This window comes from Ramlibacter sp. MMS24-I3-19, from assembly GCF_050320135.1.
GTDB lineage: Bacteria > Pseudomonadota > Gammaproteobacteria > Burkholderiales > Burkholderiaceae_C > Ramlibacter.
The window spans coordinates 1,754,484-1,771,910 of sequence record NZ_CP190017.1; the positions used below are offsets into that span (position 1 = coordinate 1,754,484).

Annotated in this window: 17 protein-coding genes; 12 read left to right on the forward strand and 5 right to left on the reverse strand. The window is 69.8% G+C overall.

Translation table 11 applies throughout. From position 1 onward, the window contains the following. Window positions 1-80: 80 nt before the first annotated feature. Entirely contained in the window at window positions 81-389 is a 309-nt protein-coding gene (locus ACPWT1_RS08795) for a hypothetical protein (RefSeq protein ID WP_427914994.1), read from the reverse strand. Between the two features lie 23 nt (window positions 390-412). Here ACPWT1_RS08795 and ACPWT1_RS08800 point away from each other — a divergent pair, with 23 nt between their 5' ends. Next, window positions 413-1,396 (forward strand): M23 family metallopeptidase, encoded by a 984-nt coding sequence (locus ACPWT1_RS08800; RefSeq protein WP_427914995.1) that lies wholly within the window; start codon window positions 413-415, stop codon window positions 1,394-1,396. 120 nt (window positions 1,397-1,516) lie between these two features. Continuing rightward, entirely contained in the window at window positions 1,517-4,303 is a 2,787-nt protein-coding gene (secA, locus tag ACPWT1_RS08805) for a preprotein translocase subunit SecA (protein WP_427914996.1), read from the forward strand. A 25-nt stretch (window positions 4,304-4,328) separates the two neighbouring features. Here the strand turns inward: secA and ACPWT1_RS08810 are convergent, their stop codons facing one another. Beyond that, window positions 4,329-5,291 carry a response regulator gene (locus ACPWT1_RS08810; RefSeq protein ID WP_427914997.1) on the reverse strand — a complete coding sequence of 321 codons (963 nt, stop codon included), beginning with the start codon at window positions 5,289-5,291 and terminating at the stop codon, window positions 4,329-4,331. A gap of 149 nt (window positions 5,292-5,440) precedes the next feature. On the opposite strand from ACPWT1_RS08810, the gene ACPWT1_RS08815 reads away from it, so the two are divergent. From ACPWT1_RS08815 to dcd, 6 genes are all read left to right on the forward strand, one after another. Then, window positions 5,441-6,109: a LuxR C-terminal-related transcriptional regulator gene (locus tag ACPWT1_RS08815; protein ID WP_427914998.1), complete on the forward strand. Its 669-nt coding sequence runs from the start codon at window positions 5,441-5,443 to the stop codon at window positions 6,107-6,109. An 88-nt stretch (window positions 6,110-6,197) separates the two neighbouring features. Continuing rightward, window positions 6,198-7,136, forward strand: a complete 939-nt coding sequence (locus tag ACPWT1_RS08820; RefSeq protein ID WP_427914999.1) for a toxic anion resistance protein — start codon at window positions 6,198-6,200, stop codon at window positions 7,134-7,136. Window positions 7,137-7,149: 13 nt separating this feature from the next. Continuing rightward, window positions 7,150-7,920: a type III pantothenate kinase gene (locus tag ACPWT1_RS08825; protein ID WP_427915000.1), complete on the forward strand. Its 771-nt coding sequence runs from the start codon at window positions 7,150-7,152 to the stop codon at window positions 7,918-7,920. Window positions 7,921-7,995: 75 nt separating this feature from the next. Further along, window positions 7,996-9,066 carry a BMP family ABC transporter substrate-binding protein gene (locus ACPWT1_RS08830; RefSeq protein WP_427915001.1) on the forward strand — a complete coding sequence of 357 codons (1,071 nt, stop codon included), beginning with the start codon at window positions 7,996-7,998 and terminating at the stop codon, window positions 9,064-9,066. Between the two features lie 78 nt (window positions 9,067-9,144). Continuing rightward, window positions 9,145-10,422, forward strand: a complete 1,278-nt coding sequence (guaD, locus tag ACPWT1_RS08835) for a guanine deaminase (RefSeq protein WP_427915002.1) — start codon at window positions 9,145-9,147, stop codon at window positions 10,420-10,422. A 44-nt stretch (window positions 10,423-10,466) separates the two neighbouring features. After that, window positions 10,467-11,033, forward strand: a complete 567-nt coding sequence (dcd, locus tag ACPWT1_RS08840; protein WP_427915003.1) for a dCTP deaminase — start codon at window positions 10,467-10,469, stop codon at window positions 11,031-11,033. Here the strand turns inward: dcd and ACPWT1_RS08845 are convergent, their stop codons facing one another. After that, window positions 11,034-11,936 (reverse strand): delta(1)-pyrroline-2-carboxylate reductase family protein, encoded by a 903-nt coding sequence (locus ACPWT1_RS08845; RefSeq protein WP_427915004.1) that lies wholly within the window; start codon window positions 11,934-11,936, stop codon window positions 11,034-11,036. Window positions 11,937-12,036: 100 nt separating this feature from the next. Here ACPWT1_RS08845 and ACPWT1_RS08850 point away from each other — a divergent pair, with 100 nt between their 5' ends. Both ACPWT1_RS08850 and ACPWT1_RS08855 read left to right on the forward strand, forming a co-directional pair. Then, entirely contained in the window at window positions 12,037-12,303 is a 267-nt protein-coding gene (locus ACPWT1_RS08850; protein WP_427915005.1) for a hypothetical protein, read from the forward strand. A 155-nt stretch (window positions 12,304-12,458) separates the two neighbouring features. Beyond that, window positions 12,459-12,776, forward strand: a complete 318-nt coding sequence (locus tag ACPWT1_RS08855; protein WP_427915006.1) for a hypothetical protein — start codon at window positions 12,459-12,461, stop codon at window positions 12,774-12,776. A gap of 3 nt (window positions 12,777-12,779) precedes the next feature. Here ACPWT1_RS08855 and recJ read toward each other — a convergent pair whose 3' ends face one another. After that, a complete protein-coding gene (gene recJ, locus ACPWT1_RS08860; RefSeq protein ID WP_427915007.1) occupies window positions 12,780-14,492 on the reverse strand; it encodes a single-stranded-DNA-specific exonuclease RecJ in 1,713 nt (570 codons plus the stop codon). Next, window positions 14,489-15,442 (reverse strand): phosphoglycerate mutase, encoded by a 954-nt coding sequence (locus ACPWT1_RS08865; protein ID WP_427915008.1) that lies wholly within the window; start codon window positions 15,440-15,442, stop codon window positions 14,489-14,491. Before ACPWT1_RS08865 ends, recJ begins: the two co-directional genes overlap by 4 nt. 50 nt (window positions 15,443-15,492) lie before the next feature. On the opposite strand from ACPWT1_RS08865, the gene ACPWT1_RS08870 reads away from it, so the two are divergent. Further along, complete coding sequence (locus tag ACPWT1_RS08870; protein ID WP_427915009.1) at window positions 15,493-16,749, forward strand: lipoprotein-releasing ABC transporter permease subunit; 1,257 nt, start codon at window positions 15,493-15,495, stop codon at window positions 16,747-16,749. Continuing rightward, window positions 16,742-17,425, forward strand: a complete 684-nt coding sequence (gene lolD, locus ACPWT1_RS08875; RefSeq protein WP_427915010.1) for a lipoprotein-releasing ABC transporter ATP-binding protein LolD — start codon at window positions 16,742-16,744, stop codon at window positions 17,423-17,425. Before ACPWT1_RS08870 ends, lolD begins: the two co-directional genes overlap by 8 nt. The last annotated feature ends 2 nt before the right edge of the window (window positions 17,426-17,427 follow it).

Here is a 17,427-nt window from a genome sequence, read left to right on the forward strand (position 1 = left end):
CTGAAACGGTTGACGCGGCGCCGACGACCGGCGCGTCGCAGCACCGCGAACGGTCGTGACGCTGCCAGACGGTCGCGGGCTCAGGCCAAGCGCGCTTGGACCCGGATACGGATGGCGCTAACCTGCCATCCGCGGTTGCACAGAAGGGCTTGCATGGCAGGGAGGACCTGCCTCAGCTTCGCGGCCGCGGCGTTGCCTTCGACCAGCAGGCACCAGGCAGTCCCCTCGATGGGCCCTGGCTTGACCCAACGGCGCAAGGCAGCGGGGATCAGGGGTTCGACGGCCTTCAGGCGTTCACCCGATTCGCGCGCCAGCTGCGCGAGCCTCGCCAGAGTGGGCGAGTCCTCGGCAGCCTGCTGCACGGACACGGGGACTTTGGAACGATACATGAGGGCCTGGAGGAGGAGAGGCAGTGCAACTGATTATCACGGACGCATGGGCCGCCAGGAGCCGGGCGATCCACCTGAGCGGGCACAAGCTCGTTCTCGCAGTGGCCGCCGCGTCGCTGGCACTCATGCTGTCGGCCGTGGGGCTCTACCACCTGGTGTTCCTGAAGGGCGCGCGCGAGGGCTGGCCGGTGATCGGCGCCCTGGTGCAGCTGACCGTCAGGGGAGAATTCGAGCAGCGTGACCGCTTCATGCGCGAGAACATCGACGCGATGGCGCGCAGGCTCGGCGAGATGCAGGCCAAGCTGGTGCAGCTGGAGGCACTGGGCGATCGGGTGTCGGGCCTGGCAGGCGTCAACACGGCCGATCTGAAGGTGCCACCGGGCCGTGGCGGCGCGCTGGTCTCGGGCCGGTCGCTCACGCTGGAGGAGCTGCAGGCGGCGCTGTCCGAACTGGACCAGGTCGCGGGTTCGCGGGTCGACGTGCTGACCGTCATCGAGTCGCGCCTGCTGGACCAGAAGATCCGCACCATGATGATCCCCACGCAGCGCCCCGTCGCCGTCGGCCAGGTCGGCTCGCCGTTCGGCTGGCGCATCGACCCCTTCACGGGGCACCAGGCGCTGCACACGGGGCTGGACTTCGCGTCCAGCATCGGCACCCCCATCACGGCGGCCGCCGGCGGCGTGGTGATCACGCAGCAGCTGCATCCCGAATACGGCAACATGGTCGAGATCGACCATGGCAATGGCCTGGTCACCCGCTATGCGCATGCGTCGAAAGTCTTCGTGCACCGGGGCGACCTGGTCAAGCGCGGACAGAAGCTGGCCGAGGTCGGCACCACGGGCCGCTCCACCGGGCCGCACCTGCATTTCGAGGTGCTCGTCGGCGGCGTGCCGCAGAACCCGCAGAAGTTCCTCGATGCCGGCATGAAGCCGCAAGGCGCGGCGCAGCTCGCCGCGGTTGCCCCCGCAGCTGTCCCGCCGGCTCTCGGCAGCCGCGCCGGGCAGTAAAATCGCACCTTCCGCTTCCCCGCCGGTGCTTGCACCGGCCCTCGGCGGCCCCATCTGCTGCTGCAACTCAAGGATTGCGCTGCCCTGCGACCCCATCGGGTGCAGGGCAGCACCGCGTTCATGGCCAAGAACTTCCTCACCCAGATTTTCGGTTCCCGCAACGACCGCCTGCTCAAGCAGTACCGCCGCGTCGTGGAGCAGGTCGGCGCGCTCGAGCCGAGCTTCGAGGGGGTGAGTGACGAGCAGCTGCGCGCCAAGACGCAGGAGTTCAAGGAGCGCGTGGCCAAGGGCGAGTCGCTCGACGACCTGCTGCCCGAAGCGTTCGCGGTGGTGCGCGAGGGCTCCAAGCGCGTGATGAAGATGCGCCACTTCGACGTCCAGATGCTGGGCGCGATGGCGTTGCACAACGGCAAGATCGCCGAGATGCGCACCGGCGAGGGCAAGACCCTCACCGCGACGCTGGCCGTGTACCTGAACGCGCTGTCCGGCAAGGGCGTGCACGTCGTGACGGTGAACGACTACCTGGCCAATCGTGACGCGCAGTGGATGGGCCGGCTGTACAACTTCCTCGGCCTCACGGTCGGCGTGAACCTGCCGCAGATGTCGCGCGGCGACAAGCAGGCCGCCTATGGCGCCGACATCACGTACGGCACGAACAACGAATTCGGCTTCGACTACCTGCGCGACAACATGGTGTACGAGCCGGCCGACCGCGTGCAGCGCGGCCTGAACTACGCCATCGTCGACGAAGTCGACTCCATCCTGATCGACGAAGCCCGCACGCCGCTGATCATCAGCGGCCAGGCCGAGGACCACACCGACCTCTACGTCGCGATCAACAAGGTCGTGCCGCTGCTCACGCGCCAGGAGGGCGAGGCCGACCCGATCACGGGCGAAGGCGTCACCAAGCCGGGCGACTTCACGGTCGACGAGAAGACGCACCAGGTCTACCTCACCGAGCAAGGCCACGAGAACTCCGAGCGCATCCTGGCCAACGCCGGGCTGCTGCCGGAAGGCGCGTCGCTCTACGACCCGGCCAACATCACGCTGATGCACCACCTGTATGCGGCGCTGCGGGCCAAGCACCTGTACCACCGCGACCAGCACTACGTCGTCCAGCGCGGCGAGGATGGACAGCCCGAGGTGGTCATCGTCGACGAGTTCACCGGCCGCCTGATGGCAGGCCGCCGCTGGAGCGACGGCCTGCACCAGGCCGTCGAGGCCAAGGAAGGCGTGCCGATCCAGGCCGAGAACCAGACCCTGGCGTCGATCACCTTCCAGAACTACTTCCGCCTGTACGGCAAGCTCTCGGGCATGACGGGCACGGCCGACACCGAGGCCTACGAGTTCCAGGAGATCTACGGCCTGGAGACGGTGGTGATCCCGCCGAACCGCCCGAGCAAGCGGCAGGACCAGCTCGATCGCGTCTACAAGACCACGCGCGAGAAGTACGAGGCCGCGATCCAGGACATCAAGGAGTGCCACGAGCGCGGCCAGCCCGTCCTGGTGGGCACCACCTCGATCGAGAACTCCGAGATCATCGACCAGCTGCTGGTGAAGGAGGGCCTGCCGCACCAGGTCCTCAACGCCAAGCAGCATGCACGCGAAGCCGACATCGTCGCGCAGGCGGGGCGGCCGAAGATGATCACCATCGCCACCAACATGGCCGGTCGCGGCACCGACATCGTGCTGGGCGGCAACGTGGAGAAGGCGATCGAGGCGGTCGAGGCCGACGAGTCGCTCGATCCCGCCAGCAAAGAGGCGCGCGTGGCCGAACTGCGCGCCCAGTGGCAGAAGGAGCACGAGCTGGTTGTGCAGCAGGGCGGCCTGCGCATCATCGCCACCGAGCGCCACGAGAGCCGCCGCATCGACAACCAGCTGCGCGGCCGCTCGGGCCGCCAGGGCGACCCGGGCTCGTCGCGCTTCTACCTGAGCCTGGACGATCCGCTGATGCGCATCTTCGCGGGCGAGCGCGTCAAGGCGATCATGGACCGGCTGAAGATGCCGGACGGCGAGGCGATCGAGGCCGGCATCGTCACCCGCAGCATCGAGAGCGCGCAACGCAAGGTCGAGGCCCGCAACTTCGACATCCGCAAGCAGCTGCTGGAGTACGACGACGTCTCCAACGACCAGCGCAAGGTGATCTACCAGCAGCGCAACGAGATCATCGACGCCGCCGACCTCGGGCCGCAGATCGCCGCGCTGCGCGAGGGCTGCTTCACCGATCTCGTGCACCAGTACGTGCCGCCCGAGTCGGTCGAGGAGCAATGGGACCTTGCCGACCTGGAGAAGGTGCTGGCGGACGAATGGGGCATCCGCATGCCGCTGCAGGCCGAAGTGCAGGCGGCCAGCGCGGTCAGCGACGAGGACGTGCTCGAGAAGGTGCTGAAGGCAGCCAACGCCGCATTCGACGCCAAGGTGGCGCAGGTCGGGCCGCAGAACTTCACGCAGTTCGAGCGCATCGTGCTGCTGCAAAGCATCGACACGCACTGGCGCGAGCACCTGGCCGCCCTCGATTACCTGCGCCAGGGCATCCACCTGCGCGGCTACGCGCAGAAGCAGCCGAAGCAGGAATACAAGCGCGAGGCGTTCGAGCTGTTCGGGCAGCTGCTCGACTCGGTGAAGAACGAGGTCACCAAGATCCTGATGACCGTGCAGGTGCAGTCGGGCGAACAGCTGGACCAGGCCGCCGAGGACATGGAGGAGCGCGCCGAGCGCATCTCCAACGTGACCTACACCGCGCCGACGGAAACGGGCGAGGTGGAATCGCGTCTCGACGAAAACACCGCGGCCCAGGCCGCCGCGGCGGTCACGCTGGCCGCGGGCACTGCGCGGGTCGGCCGCAACGATCCGTGCCCGTGCGGCAGCGGCAAGAAGTACAAGCAGTGCCACGGCAAGCTCGCGTGAAGCGAACTTGCCGTAGGGCGTCGGCTCAGGATTCGACTTGGCGGCGCGGCTGACGCGCGAGCCAGCGCGTGTAGCCGGCATCGCCCGGCTCCTGCGCCAGCGGGAAGTGGGCCGCCAGCAATTGCTGCTGTCCGCCCACCGTGAATGCTTCGGCCAGTTCCACGGGGCCCTGCATGGCGGCACCCAGTTCCACGTTGGCGAGGCGCCGGCCGTGGCGGATGTCTTCCACGGCCTGCGGGTCCAGGCCTGCCTGCACGGCCACTTCGGCCAGCGCCGGCAGCCCGGCCGGCGATTCCAGCTGCAGCCAGCTCGCGTAGCCCGCGGCGTCCATGCCCAGGATGCCGAACGGCTCGCCGATCACGACGTGTTCCACCCAGCGCCGGGCCGCGAATTCGGACAGTTCGGCGGACACTGTCAGGTCGCGCAGCACCGCGTTGTGTTCGGGCTTGAGCGTGGCGCGCCACGTCTGTGCATGGCGCGGATGCGGCGTGGCCAGCAGGCGCTGCATCACGTTCACGAGGTGCCGCGACATGTCGGGCATCTGCTTGGCGATGAACTGCTCGATCAGTCCGCGGTTGAATGCGTTGACGGCCACCTGTTCGTCGGCCTGGCCGGTGAGCAGCACGCGGGCGCCCGACCACTCCGACAGTTCGGACAGCACCTGCAGTCCGTCCATCTCAGGCATCGAGTAGTCGACCACGCACACGCGCGTGAGCGCATAGCGGTCGGCCGACCGTGCCCAGTACTGCAGGATCTGCGGCACGAGCGGCTTGCCCGCGCGCCACTCGTCCACGATCTGCTGCTGCTGCCACGCGTCGGCTTCCCACGCGGGCGGTTCGGCGCTCAGCTTCTCGATGCAGTCACGCGGGCGCGAGAACAGCCGCACGTGCCAATGGCGCGGCAGGACCAGCGCCAGCATCTCGAGGTAATCCGGGTCGTCGTCGAGAAAGACGACGGTGCCGGGTCGCTGGAACAGCGGAAAGGTCATGCATCGCTCCCTCTAGAAGACGCGCTCGGCGCATCGAGCATCGACGCTCGGACAAACGAAGGAAGCATGGGGCTGCGGGTGTCTGCGCTGGGCGCCGCGGGCGCGATGCTGCTATTGTCTCAGCACGCGCGTAGTCCCCAACCTTGCCCATGGTGATTCCTGTTAGCTTTGACAGTGTCGACCTGGACACGGTGTTAAGCGAGTGGCTTGGAAATTCTCGTGATTTCCCGGCCCAGGCGGTGGCAATTCTCGGCCCCGACCCGTTCGGCGGCATCGACGACCGCCAGCTTGTCGCGGTGCACCCCCAGTCCTGCACGGCCGCCGGCCAGGCCCTGGCCGCCAGTGGCGATTTCGGCGCCCCCTGGCGCGAATCGGCCGCGCCGCTCGTGGCCTGGCAGTCGCTCTCGCGACCGGAGCAGCCCGGCGGCAAGCCTTGGCGTGGGCTGTGGGCCGCGCGCGGGTTCCACAGCATCGTGCGCGTGGAGTTCCCGCTGCCCGCCGACCGTGCGTTCGAATGCTTCATGTTCACGCAGCGCGAGCTCGTGGACCGCAACGAGGCCGCCGTGCTCGTGTGGGCGGCCATGAACGTCTGGCCGCTCGTGCGCCGCGCCATCGGCGTGCGTCGCTCCTCGCTCAGCCCGCGTGAACGCGAATGCCTGCAGCTGGCCTTCCAGGGGCTCACGGCCCGCGAGACGGCAGGACTGCTGCAGTGCGCGGAGCGCACGGTCAACTACCACCTGGCCAATGCGATGGGCAAGCTCAAGGTGGACAACAAGCTCGCCGCCATCCAGCGCGCCTGCTGGCTCGGCGCCATCTAGCCCGCCCCAGGCGACGGCCCGGCTGCGCTGCTGGAGCCCGGCAGGCGGCGGCGGTATATTGGCGCCACTTCGCCGCCTCATCCCCCCCATGGACTCCCAGGAAGATCGCACCGCGTCGCTGATGACCCCAGCCAAGCTGGCCAAGGTGGCAGCGTCCGCCAGCGCGACCGTCGCGCCCGGCCAGTTCCTCGACCGAATGGCCTCCGACGTGGGCCACCAGCACCTGCAACGGTTGGGCGAATTGCGCCATGACCTGCGCGCCCACGGCGAGGGCGAGCTGGACCAGGCGGCCCAGGCGGCAGCGGTCCTGGAGCGCATGCGCGACGCGATGCCGCAGATCGACTTCGCGCCCCTGCAGGAGCGCAACTGGTGGGCCGACCTCACCGGCAAGAGCCGCAGCACGGGGTCGGCGTTTGCGGCCACTTTCGACAAGGTGGATGAAGTCGCGCGGCAGATGGGTTCCGCGATCGCGGCGCTGCAGAAGCGGCAACTGCAGCGTGCGACCACGCAGGACCGGACGCTGGTCGAGTTCAACGTCGAGTACCAGGCACTGGACAAGGTGATCCACCAGGGGTCCCGCTGGCTCCAGGACATGCGCAACCAGATCAAGGCCCGGCAGGAAGAGGCGGGCGAAGCAGGTGCCGGGCCGCAGGCGCTCGCCGACGAGGCGCGGTGTGATCTGCTGGTCGAGCGGCTCAAGCGATTGCGTGCGGCCGCAGCAGCGTCGCAGCAGGTGTACGAGGAGGTGCTCGCCACGATGCAGCGCCGGTCCGAGTTCGCGCAGGCGGCCGCACGCGTGGCCACCGTGCACCTGCAGGCGTGGCGCTCCAGCCTGTCGGCGGTGGCCTCGGCCGCGCCCAATGGAAAGGTCTCCGCACCGCTGCTGGACGAAGCGCTGAAGATCCACGACAAGCTGCGCCGGAAGCTCGAAGCGCTGCTGGCCGAAGCGGGGCAACTGGGCACGCACGAGACCGCGCTGGTCACGCAGCTGGGCGAGATGGGCGAGCAGCTCGCAGCCGCGGCCTGAACGCGGGCCGGCGGTGACTTTCCTCGCCATCGACATCGGCAACACGCGCCTGAAGTGGGCCGTGTACGAAGCGCCCGCGCCGGGTGCCGCGATCCTGGCGCATGGCGCCGAATTCCTGGAGCAGATCGACACGCTGGCGGAAGGCCCCTGGGCCAGCCTCGCAGCGCCGCGCCGGATGCTCGGCTGCACGGTTGCTGCAGACGCCGTGCGAAGGCGTGCCGAAGCCCAGATGGAGGAGGTCTGGGACCTGCCTGCGCACTGGGTCTACGCCACCGCTGCCGAGTCGGGCATGAGCAACGGCTACGACCAGCCGGGGCGCCTGGGCGCGGACCGGTGGGTGGCCATGGTCGGCGCGCGGCACCGCCTGCTGGCCAGCGGGCCGGCCAGGCCCATGGTGGTGGTCATGATCGGCACCGCAGTCACGGTCGAGGCGGTCGATGCGTCGGGCCACTTCCTCGGCGGCTTCATCCTGCCCGGCCACGGCATCATGCTGCGGGCGCTGGAGCAGGGCACCGCCGGCCTGCACGTGCCCACCGGCGACGTGCGCGAGTTCCCCACCAACACCAGCGACGGCCTCACCAGCGGCGGCACCTACGCCATCGCGGGCGCCATCGAACGCATGGTCCAGCACGTGCGTGCCCGCTGCGGGGCCGAGCCGGCCTGCTACGTCACGGGCGGCGCGGGGTGGAAGATGGCGCCGCACATGTCGGTGCAGTTCGAGCTGGTCGAGAGCCTGATCTTCGACGGCCTGCTGGCCATCGCCGCCGACCGGCTCGCGGGCTGAGGCCCTACAATCGACGACAGCCGCTGTGCCCCGCAGCGGCTTTTTGCTTTCCGCGGGGCCATGTCGAGGACAACCATGCGCAAAAACCTCATCGCCGCACTCGCGGCCGCGTCCCTGCTGCTGCCCGCGGCGGCACAGAGTCCCGCGCCATTGAAGGTGGCGTTCGTCGAAGTCGCGCCCCTCACCGAGGCAGGCTGGGTGCGCCAGCACGAAGAGGGTCGCAAGGCCCTGCAGGCGGCACTCGGCAACCAGGTGCAGACGCGCTCCGTCGAGAACGTGCCCGAGGGGCCGGATGCCGAACGCGTGATCCGCGACCTGGCGCAGCAGGGCTACAAGCTGATCTTCACGCCGAGCTTCGGCTACATGGAACCCACGCTGAAGGTCGCGCGCGAGTTCCCCGACGCGAAGTTCGAATCGATCACCGGCTACAAGACCGCGCCGAACGTGGCGATCGCCAACGCGCGCTACTACGAGGGCCGCTACCTTGCCGGCATCGCCGCCGGCCGGCTGTCGCGCACTCACGTCGCGGGCTATGTCGCGGGCTTCCCGATCCCCGAGGTCCTGCAGGGCATCAACGCCTTCACGCTGGGCATGCGGTCGGTGGACCCGCAGGCGCAGGTCCGCGTCGTGTGGCTCAACGAGTGGTTCGATCCCCCTCGCGAACGCGATGCCGCGATGGCCGTCTTCGACCAGGGTGCGGACGTGGTCGCCTTCCACACCGCCTCGACAGCGGTGATGGCCGCGGCCCAGCAGCGCGGCAAGCTGGCGATCGCGTACCACTCGGACATGCGCTTCGCCGCGCCCGACGCCCAGGTGCTGGCCGTGACGCACCACTGGGGCGACTACGACACCCGTCGCGCGCGCGAGGTGCTCGCGGGCACCTGGAAGCCGACCAACACCTGGGGCGGCGTGCGCGAAGGCATGGTGCGCGTGGAGCACTTCGGGCCCAAGGTGCCGCAGGCCGTGCGCGACGAGGTGCTGGCACGCGAGAAGGACATCGCTGCGGGCAAGCTGCAGCCATTCGCAGGGCCCATCGTCGACAACGAGGGCCACACGATCATCCCGAAGGGCGCCGCGCTCTCGGACCCGCAGATCCTGGCCATGAACTACCTGGTGGCTGGGGTGGTGGGCAAGATCGCGAAGTGACCGGGCGCCGGGCCGCAGGCCGAACCGCCGCAGAATCGGCGCTGGTGCCGCTGCATGAGCGGCCAGGAGCCTGACCCGATGAAAGCCTACCGCGCCGCCCTGCTGCGCTTCGCCGACGACGGCACCGCCCTCTACGACGACGACGGTTTCCTGCTGGTCGGCCCGGGCCAGCACGGGCACAAGATCGTGCGGGCCGCCGGTGCCTGGTCCGCGTTGTCCGGCAACTATCCCGGCGTCGCCGTCGAACACCTGCCCGGACGCATCCTCGCGCCCGGCTTCATCGACCTGCACGTGCATTTCCCGCAGACCGACGTGATCGGCTCCCCGGCCGAAGGCCTGCTGCCCTGGCTGGAGAACTACACCTTCCCGCACGAGGCGCGCTTCGCCGACCCGGCCTACGCGCACGGCGTGGCGCAGGTGTTCCTCGACGAGCTGCTGCGGCATGGCGTGACCACGCCCCTGACGTTCGCCACGTCGCACCCTGCATCGGTCGACGCCTTGATGGCCGAAGCCGAGCGGCGGGGCATGCGCCTCATCGCCGGCAAGGTGCTGCAGGACCGCCATTCGCCCGACGGCGTGCGCGACGAGACCGAGCAATCGCTGGTCGACAGCGAGACGCTGATCAGGCGCTGGCACGGCCGCGCGCGCCTGGGCTACGCGATCACGCCGCGCTTCGCACCCAGTTGCACCGACGCGCAGTTGCGTGGCGCAGGCGAGCTCGCCGCGCGGCATCCCGACGTGTGGATCCAGTCGCACGTGGCGGAGAACAAGGACGAGATCCGCTGGGCGGCTGAACTCTTTCCGGACGCGCGCAGCTATCTCGCCGTGTACGAGGGCTTCGGCCTGATGCGCGAGCGCGCCATCTACGCGCACTGCATCCACTTCGACGACGACGACCGGCGCCTGATGCGCAGCACCGGCGCGGCCGCGGCGGTCAGCCCCACCAGCAACCTGTTCCTGGGCAGCGGCTTCTTCGACTACGAGGGCGCGCGGCGCATCGGCTTTCGCCACGGGCTGGCCAGCGACGTCGGCGGCGGCACCAGCTTCAGCCCGTTCCACACGATGCTGGCGGCGTACTACGTGGGGCGCGAAGGGCAGACGAAGCCGGGTATCAGCCTGTCGCCGCAGGACCTGTGGTGGCAGCACACGGCCGGTGCCGCGCAGGCTCTGGGCCTGGAAGGTGTCATCGGCAACCTGCAGCCAGGCTGCGAGGCCGACTTCCTGGTGCTGGACCCGCACGCGACGCCGCTGCTCTCGCGCAAGGTGACGCATGCGCGCGACCTGGACGAACTGCTGTTCTCGCTGATCGTGCTGGGCGACGACCGCGTCGTCGAGCGGGTGCACCTGGCCCAGTGACCACCAACCCCCCCGCCTACAATCGCGTCCCAGGAGCGAGCCCCATGAGCATCAAGAGCGACAAGTGGATCCGGCGCATGGCCGAACAGCATGGCCTGATCGAGCCGTTCGAGCCCGGGCAGGTGCGCGAGGTGGACGGCCAGCGCGTCATCAGCTACGGCACGTCCAGCTACGGCTACGACATCCGCTGCGCGCCCGAGTTCAAGGTGTTCACCAACATCCACAGCACCGTGGTGGACCCGAAGAACTTCGACGAGAAGAGCTTCGTCGACTTCCATGACGACGTCTGCATCATCCCGCCCAACAGCTTCGCTCTGGCGCGCACCCTGGAGTACTTCCGCATCCCGCGCAACGTGCTGACCATCTGCCTGGGCAAGAGCACGTATGCGCGCTGCGGGATCATCGTCAACGTCACGCCGTTCGAGCCCGAATGGGAAGGCTACGTGACGCTGGAGTTCTCCAACACCACGCCGCTGCCCGCGCGCATCTATGCCGGCGAAGGCTGCGCGCAGGTGTTGTTCTTCGAGAGCGACGAGGTCTGCGAGACCAGCTACAAGGACCGCGGCGGCAAGTACCAGGGACAGCGCGGGGTCACGCTGCCCAAGGCCTGATCAGGCCCGCAGCGCGCAACGCGCGGCGGCCAGGTCCCAGCCGGCCCAGCCGCAACTCTTGAACAGCACGGGGCCGCCGCCCCGCACGTCGCCGGCCACGACGTCGCGCAATGTCGGCAGCGTGCCGACCTCCAATCCCGCCTGCAGCAGGTCGCCCGCCTCGTGGCGCGCATCGGGCGTGTCCAGCACGATGCGTCCGCGGGCCGCGATGTCGCGGCACAGCGCAGGCGCGAGTTCCACCATCTTCGGCGTGAACGCGCCCACGGCCGCGACGAACGCATCGTCGCGGACGGGCCCACGCAGCACCACCTGCGAGGCCGGCGTGCAGGTCACCACCAGTGGGCAGCGCGCGAGCACCGCGTCGGCATCGGCGGCGACCTGCGCGTGCAGCCCGAGTGCGCGCGCGTGGTCCACCAGCGCCTGGGCGCTCTGCACCGTGCGCGACGCGACGTGCACTTCGCGCACGCCCAGTCCGGCGGCGAACGCTTCCAGGTGAGCGCGTCCCTGCACGCCCGCGCCGACGATCAGCAGCGGCCCGTCGGCGGAGGGCGCAAGCCGCTGCGCGGCCAGGAGCGACACCGCCGCGGTGCGCTGCGCGGTCACGGCCGGTCCGTCGAGCACCAGCACGCGTTGCCCCGTCGCTGCATCGAACACCACCACGTCGCCCTGGATCGTCGGGCGTTCGGTGCCCGCATTGGCCGGCGTGAAGGTGATCAGCTTGGTGATGGCGATGTGGCCGTCGAGCGCGGGCATGACGAACAGGCTGCCGCCGCCGGGCAGCGCCTGCACGAGCCGCTCGGGCACCTGCACGGAGCGGTCGACCAGCAGGGCGGCGATCTCCTGCGCCACCGCAGCAGCGGGCAAGGCCTGTGCGGTGGCACGCGCATCGAGGAAACGGGGCATGGCGGCCGATTTTGTCCTACAGCGCATTGCGGCCGCGCAGGTGCGCTGCGACGTTGCATGAGTTCCTACGATGGGACATCGCACCTGGAGTCCCCGTCCCATGCTGTCCCGCCTGTTTGATCCCGATGGCACGCCCCGCAACCCTGCACTCTGGCTGGTGATGGCCGGGGTCGCCGCGAGCCTGCTCCTCGCCTTCTTCGTGGTCTGTGTGCACCAGGTGGAGCGCGCCCAGACGCGCCACGTCGAAGAGAGCGCGCAGGCGCGGCAGCTCGCGGGTCCGCAGGTGGCGACGCAGGACTGCGCCCGGTCGGCCACCGGGCTCATCCGCTGCGACGCCGCGTTGCAGGCTGATTCGCGCCTGCGTTGATGCGTGGCCGGCGCGAGCCTGCGCCGACAACCGTCTCCATTCACCGCGCTGGTGTTGAGCTCGCGTCCGACAGGCCCTGGCACCACGCGCCGACGAGGTCAGCGGTGGCCGCTGCCTATCGTTCACTGCATAGATCCATCGTTAGGGAGCGATCAATGACCCGGGCCCACATCGACGACGCACCGCAGGCATCCACGGCGGACGCGTCGTTGTCGCTCGATGCCTCGGATGAGTTCGAGCTGCCCGCCAGTTCGATCCGCTACTGCCCCACCGAACTGCTCGGGAAGTTCACGCTGCTGATGGCTGGCCATGGCCGTTGCGTCAATTCGTCGATGATGCTCGGCGACCGCGAGTACGCGATGTGGCAGCTGGCCCGCGCGCAGACGCTGCCGGACGACGAACTGCGGGCCGTGGCGCTGCGCCTGTTTGCCTACTTCGACGAGTCGCGCAGCCGCCTCAACGTCTTCGCCTGAGCCCTAGGCCGACTCGACGCCTTCCACCAGGAAGCGCACTCGCCGCACTCCCTGCCACTCGTCCGCGTCCAGGCGGAACGCGATGCGCGCCCGCGTGGGCAGCGGATCGGTGCGGCCGAACCAGATGCCGTCGACGGGCTGCCCCTGGTGGCGCAGCTTGAGCGCGAGATGCTTCTCGCCCACCAGGCGCTGCGACACGATCTCCACTTCCTCGCTGAACACCGGCGGCGCGAAGCCCTGGCCCCACACCTGCTGATGCAGCGTGTCGACCAGCTCGGGCCGGCGGTACTGCGGCGCGAGCGGCCCGTCGGTGTGCAGCCGGCGCAGCAGCGTGGCGGCATCGAGCCACTCCTGCGCCACGGCCTGCAGCGCCTGTTCGAAGGTGTCGAGGTGTTCCTCGGCGATGGTGCAACCGGCCGCCATCGCGTGCCCGCCGAAGCGCAGCAGCACGCCGGGATGGCGCTTGGCCACGAGGTCCAGTGCATCGCGCAGGTGGAAGCCCGGGATCGATCGCCCCGATCCTTTCAGCTCGTGCTCCTTGCCCGGCGCCTGGCTGGCGGCGAAGACGAACGTCGGACGGTGGAAGCGGTCCTTCAGGCGCGAGGCGACGATGCCCACCACGCCCTCGTGGAAGTCGGGGTCGAACACGCACAGGGCCGCCGGCGGTTGCTCGCCCTCCTCGAACAGCGACTCGGCGATCTCGAGCGCCTGCTCGCGCATCTCGCCCTCGATGCCCTTGCGCTCGCGGTTGATGCCGTCGAGCGTGGTCGCCAGTTCGCGTGCACGGGTCGCGTCGTCGGTCAGCAGGCATTCGATGCCCAGCCGCATGTCCGACAGGCGTCCCGCGGCGTTGATGCGCGGCCCGAGCGCGAAGCCGAGATCGAAGGTCGTTGCAGCGGAGGCCTGTCGGCCAGCCGCTTCGAACAGTGCCGCGAGCCCGCACGGCAGGGCGCCGGCGCGGATGCGCTTCAGGCCCTGGGCCACGAGGCGCCGGTTGTTGGCATCGAGCTTGACGACGTCGGCCACGGTGCCCAGCGCCACCAGCGGCAGCAACGCATCGAGCTTGGGTTGGTTCGTCGCATCCAGCGTGCCGCGCGCCCGCAGCTCTGCGCGCAGCGCGAGCAGCACGTAGAACATCACGCCGACGCCGGCGACGGACTTGCTCTCGAAGGTGCAGCCCGGCTGGTTCGGGTTCACGACCACCGCGGCCTCGGGCAACTGCGGCCCCGGCAGGTGGTGGTCGGTCACCAGCACCTGCAGGCCGAGCGCGTTGGCCGCGGCGACGCCGTCGACGCTGGCGATGCCGTTGTCCACGGTGACCAGCAGGTCGGCCCCCGTCTCCTTCACGCGGCGGGCAATCGACGCGGTGAGGCCGTAGCCGTCCACCACGCGATCGGGCACCAGGTATTCCACATGCTGCGCACCGAGCAGGCGCAGACCGCGCACGCCGACCGCGCAGGCAGTGGCCCCGTCGCAGTCGTAGTCGGCGACGATGCAGATGCGGCGGTGCTGCGCGATCGCATCGGCCAGCAGGGTCGCAGCCTGTGCGGCGCCTTTCAGGCCGGCCGGGGGCAGCAGGTGCACGAGGCCGTCGTCGAGTTCTTCCTTGGCAAGCACGCCGCGGGCGGCATACAGCTGGGCGAGCAGGGGATGGATGCCCGCCTGCTCCAGCGCCCAGGCGGCGCGCGGCGGGACGTCACGGGGAATGATCTTCATAGGTCGCGCAGCGATTCTGCGGCCTGGGGGCGCGACCACAGCGCCGCGAGACGCCTTTTCCAGCTGCTGCCTGCACTTCGCCACGTTCGTGCGCGGCGTTCGCCACAGAGCGTCAGGGCCACGGGCCGGCCCTGCGCGACCGCCTGCAGCAGCCGCGCGCCTTCGTTCGCATCCAGCTGCTGCCAGCCAGTCGCCCACGCGCGCCAGTCCTGCAGCAGCGCCGCGTCGCGCAAGGTATGGGTGACCTGCAGGCCCGTCGGTTCATGCACGCCTTGCGCGCCATCGAGCGTGCCGCTGCCGCTGGCCCAGAACGAGTTGACGGGCAGCAGGCCCCCGCGCGTGCGCTCCTCGTTGACCGGATGCGTGTACAGCAGCATCTGCATCTCCTGCTGCAGGCGGCGCAGCGGACGCGAGGCGTCGCCGCGCGGCATCCACGGACCGAGCACGCGGCCGATGACGCGGTCCAGCGAAGCGGTCGGGAGTCCGGCGAACAACGGCCCGCGCGCCAGCCATCGCGTGGGGCTGTCGTACTGCAGCACGAGCCCGTCCTGTTCGAAGTAAGGCTGCATGGCCTGCAGCAGGGCACGCGATTCGGCGCCGTCGAGCCGCAGGTCCTGCGGGTGGTGCATGACGCCGTGGTCGGTGCCCAGGCGCCAGTGGCAGGGCGTGATCCAGGCCCACCCGTGAGGGCCCGGGTCGCCCCCGGCCTGCAGCACCTGCCATGCGGCCCAAGGACGCAGCCCGTCGCCGCCGGGAAGGCCCAGGGCATCGGCCAGCACGCGCTCGTGCGGCATCGAGAGCGCCAGCTCTCCGTCGTCCGAAAGCGGCGAGGGCGCCAGCCGGGCCAGCAGCTGCTCCAGGTGGGACAGGGACAGGCTCGCGAGCGCGGTGCGCGCCTGCGGTGCCTCGCTCGCGGCGAAGGGAACCAGCAAGTGGAGACCGTCCGACATGGGCGCCATTGTCCCGGATGCCACAATGCCGGCCAAACCTGATCTGTCCCATGCGCATTCCCTATGAGCTGGCGCTGGGCTGGCGCTACACCCGGGCCGGGCGCGCAGCCCGCCGCAACGGCTTCATCTCCTTCATCTCCGGCGTGTCCATGCTCGGCATCGCGCTGGGCGTCGCCGCGCTGATCATCGTGCTGTCAGTCATGAATGGCTTCCAGAAGGAAGTGCGCGACCGCATGCTCGGCGTGGTGTCGCACATCGAGGTCTACGGCCCCGGAGGCGGCGTGCTGCCCGACCTGGAGCGCACGCTGCGCGAGGCGCGTGCGAACCCCGAAGTGGTGGGCGCCGCGCCGTTCGTGGCGGCGCAGTCGCTGCTGGCGCGCGGCGAGGACATGCGAGGCGCCATCATCCGCGGCATCGATCCAGCGCGCGAGTCGCAGGTCACCGACATCGAGCGCACCATGTCGCCGGGCACGCTGCAGCGGTTGGTGCCCGGCTCGTTCGGCATCGTGCTGGGCTCGGAACTCGCACGCAGCCTCGGCGTGCGCGAGGGCGACCCCGTGACGCTGATCGCGCCCGGCGGGCAGGTGACACCCGCGGGCATCGTGCCGCGCCTGAAGCAGATGACCGTGGTCGGCACGTTCGATTCCGGCCACTACGAGTACGACAGCACCCTGGCGCTGCTGCACATCGACGACGCCGAGCGCATGTTCCGCCTGGACGGCCCCACGGGCATCCGCCTGCGGCTGAAGGACCTGAACCGTGCCCGCGAGGTGGCGGCGGAGCTGTCCGGCACGCTCACCGGCCCGGCGGTCGTGCGCGACTGGACGCAGCAGAACCGCACCTGGTTCGCCGCCGTGCAGCTGGAAAAACGGATGATGTTCATCATCCTCACGCTGATCGTCGCGGTGGCGGCGTTCAACCTGGTGAGCACGCTGGTGATGACGGTCACCGACAAGCGCGCCGACATCGCGATCCTGCGCACGCTGGGCGCCAGCCCCCGCAGCATCATGGGCATCTTCGTCGTGCAGGGCGCCGCCGTGGGCGTCATCGGCACGCTGGCCGGCCTGCTGCTCGGCCTGGCCATCGCGCTGAACATCGACGTCATCGTGCCCGCCATCGAGCACCTGTTCCATGCCAGCTTCCTGCCGCGCGACATCTACATCATCAGCCGCATGCCCAGCGACCCGCAGAGCGGCGACATCGTGCCGATCGCGGTGATCTCCCTCGTGCTCGCGTTCGCCGCCACGCTCTACCCCAGCTGGCGTGCCAGCCGGGTCAACCCCGCGGAGGCGCTGCGCTATGAGTGAGCACGGTGCACCGGTGCTGGCCGCACGCGGCCTGGCCAAGCGGTTCCACGAAGGGGATCTCGACGTCGAGGTGCTGGGCGGTGTCGATCTCGAAGTGCATCCCGGCGAGACGCTGGCCATCGTCGGCGCGTCGGGATCGGGCAAGAGCACGCTGCTGCACCTGCTGGGCGGCCTCGACGCGCCCACGCGCGGCGAGGTGCGGCTGGCCGGCGAGCTGCTGGCATCGCTCGACCCGGCGCGGCAGGGCGCCTTGCGCAATCGCCATCTCGGCTTCGTCTACCAGTTCCACCACCTGCTGCCGGAGTTCAGCGCGCTGGACAACGTGGGGATGCCGCTGCGCATCCGCCGCGCCAGCCCCGAGGAATGTGCCGAGCGCGCGACCGAGGCCCTGAAGGCCGTCGGCCTGGGTCACCGCCTGGCGCACCGACCGGCCGAGCTGTCCGGCGGCGAGCGCCAGCGCGTGGCGATCGCGCGCGCCCTGGTGACGTATCCCGACTGCGTGCTCGCCGATGAACCCACCGGCAACCTGGACCGCACCACCGCCGACGCGGTGTTCGACCTGATGCTGCAGCTGGCGCGCGATCGCGGGACCGCCTTCGTGCTGGTGACGCACGACGAGAGCCTGGCTGCGCGTTGCGGCCGGCGGCTGCACCTCATATCAGGCCGACTCGCTTGAGG

Excerpts from the sequence above, each read along its gene's own strand:
- ACPWT1_RS08795 (WP_427914994.1), bottom strand. The coding sequence starts at position 389 with ATGTATCGTTCCAAAGTCCCCGTGTCCGTGCAGCAGGCTGCCGAGGAC.
- secA (WP_427914996.1), top strand. The coding sequence starts at position 1,517 with ATGGCCAAGAACTTCCTCACCCAGATTTTCGGTTCCCGCAACGACCGC.
- ACPWT1_RS08810 (WP_427914997.1), bottom strand. The coding sequence starts at position 5,291 with ATGACCTTTCCGCTGTTCCAGCGACCCGGCACCGTCGTCTTTCTCGAC.
- ACPWT1_RS08815 (WP_427914998.1), top strand. The coding sequence starts at position 5,441 with ATGGTGATTCCTGTTAGCTTTGACAGTGTCGACCTGGACACGGTGTTA.
- ACPWT1_RS08820 (WP_427914999.1), top strand. The coding sequence starts at position 6,198 with ATGGACTCCCAGGAAGATCGCACCGCGTCGCTGATGACCCCAGCCAAG.
- ACPWT1_RS08830 (WP_427915001.1), top strand. The coding sequence starts at position 7,996 with ATGCGCAAAAACCTCATCGCCGCACTCGCGGCCGCGTCCCTGCTGCTG.
- guaD (WP_427915002.1), top strand. The coding sequence starts at position 9,145 with ATGAAAGCCTACCGCGCCGCCCTGCTGCGCTTCGCCGACGACGGCACC.
- dcd (WP_427915003.1), top strand. The coding sequence starts at position 10,467 with ATGAGCATCAAGAGCGACAAGTGGATCCGGCGCATGGCCGAACAGCAT.
- ACPWT1_RS08845 (WP_427915004.1), bottom strand. The coding sequence starts at position 11,936 with ATGCCCCGTTTCCTCGATGCGCGTGCCACCGCACAGGCCTTGCCCGCT.
- ACPWT1_RS08850 (WP_427915005.1), top strand. The coding sequence starts at position 12,037 with ATGCTGTCCCGCCTGTTTGATCCCGATGGCACGCCCCGCAACCCTGCA.
- ACPWT1_RS08855 (WP_427915006.1), top strand. The coding sequence starts at position 12,459 with ATGACCCGGGCCCACATCGACGACGCACCGCAGGCATCCACGGCGGAC.
- recJ (WP_427915007.1), bottom strand. The coding sequence starts at position 14,492 with ATGAAGATCATTCCCCGTGACGTCCCGCCGCGCGCCGCCTGGGCGCTG.
- ACPWT1_RS08865 (WP_427915008.1), bottom strand. The coding sequence starts at position 15,442 with ATGTCGGACGGTCTCCACTTGCTGGTTCCCTTCGCCGCGAGCGAGGCA.
- ACPWT1_RS08870 (WP_427915009.1), top strand. The coding sequence starts at position 15,493 with ATGCGCATTCCCTATGAGCTGGCGCTGGGCTGGCGCTACACCCGGGCC.
- lolD (WP_427915010.1), top strand. The coding sequence starts at position 16,742 with ATGAGTGAGCACGGTGCACCGGTGCTGGCCGCACGCGGCCTGGCCAAG.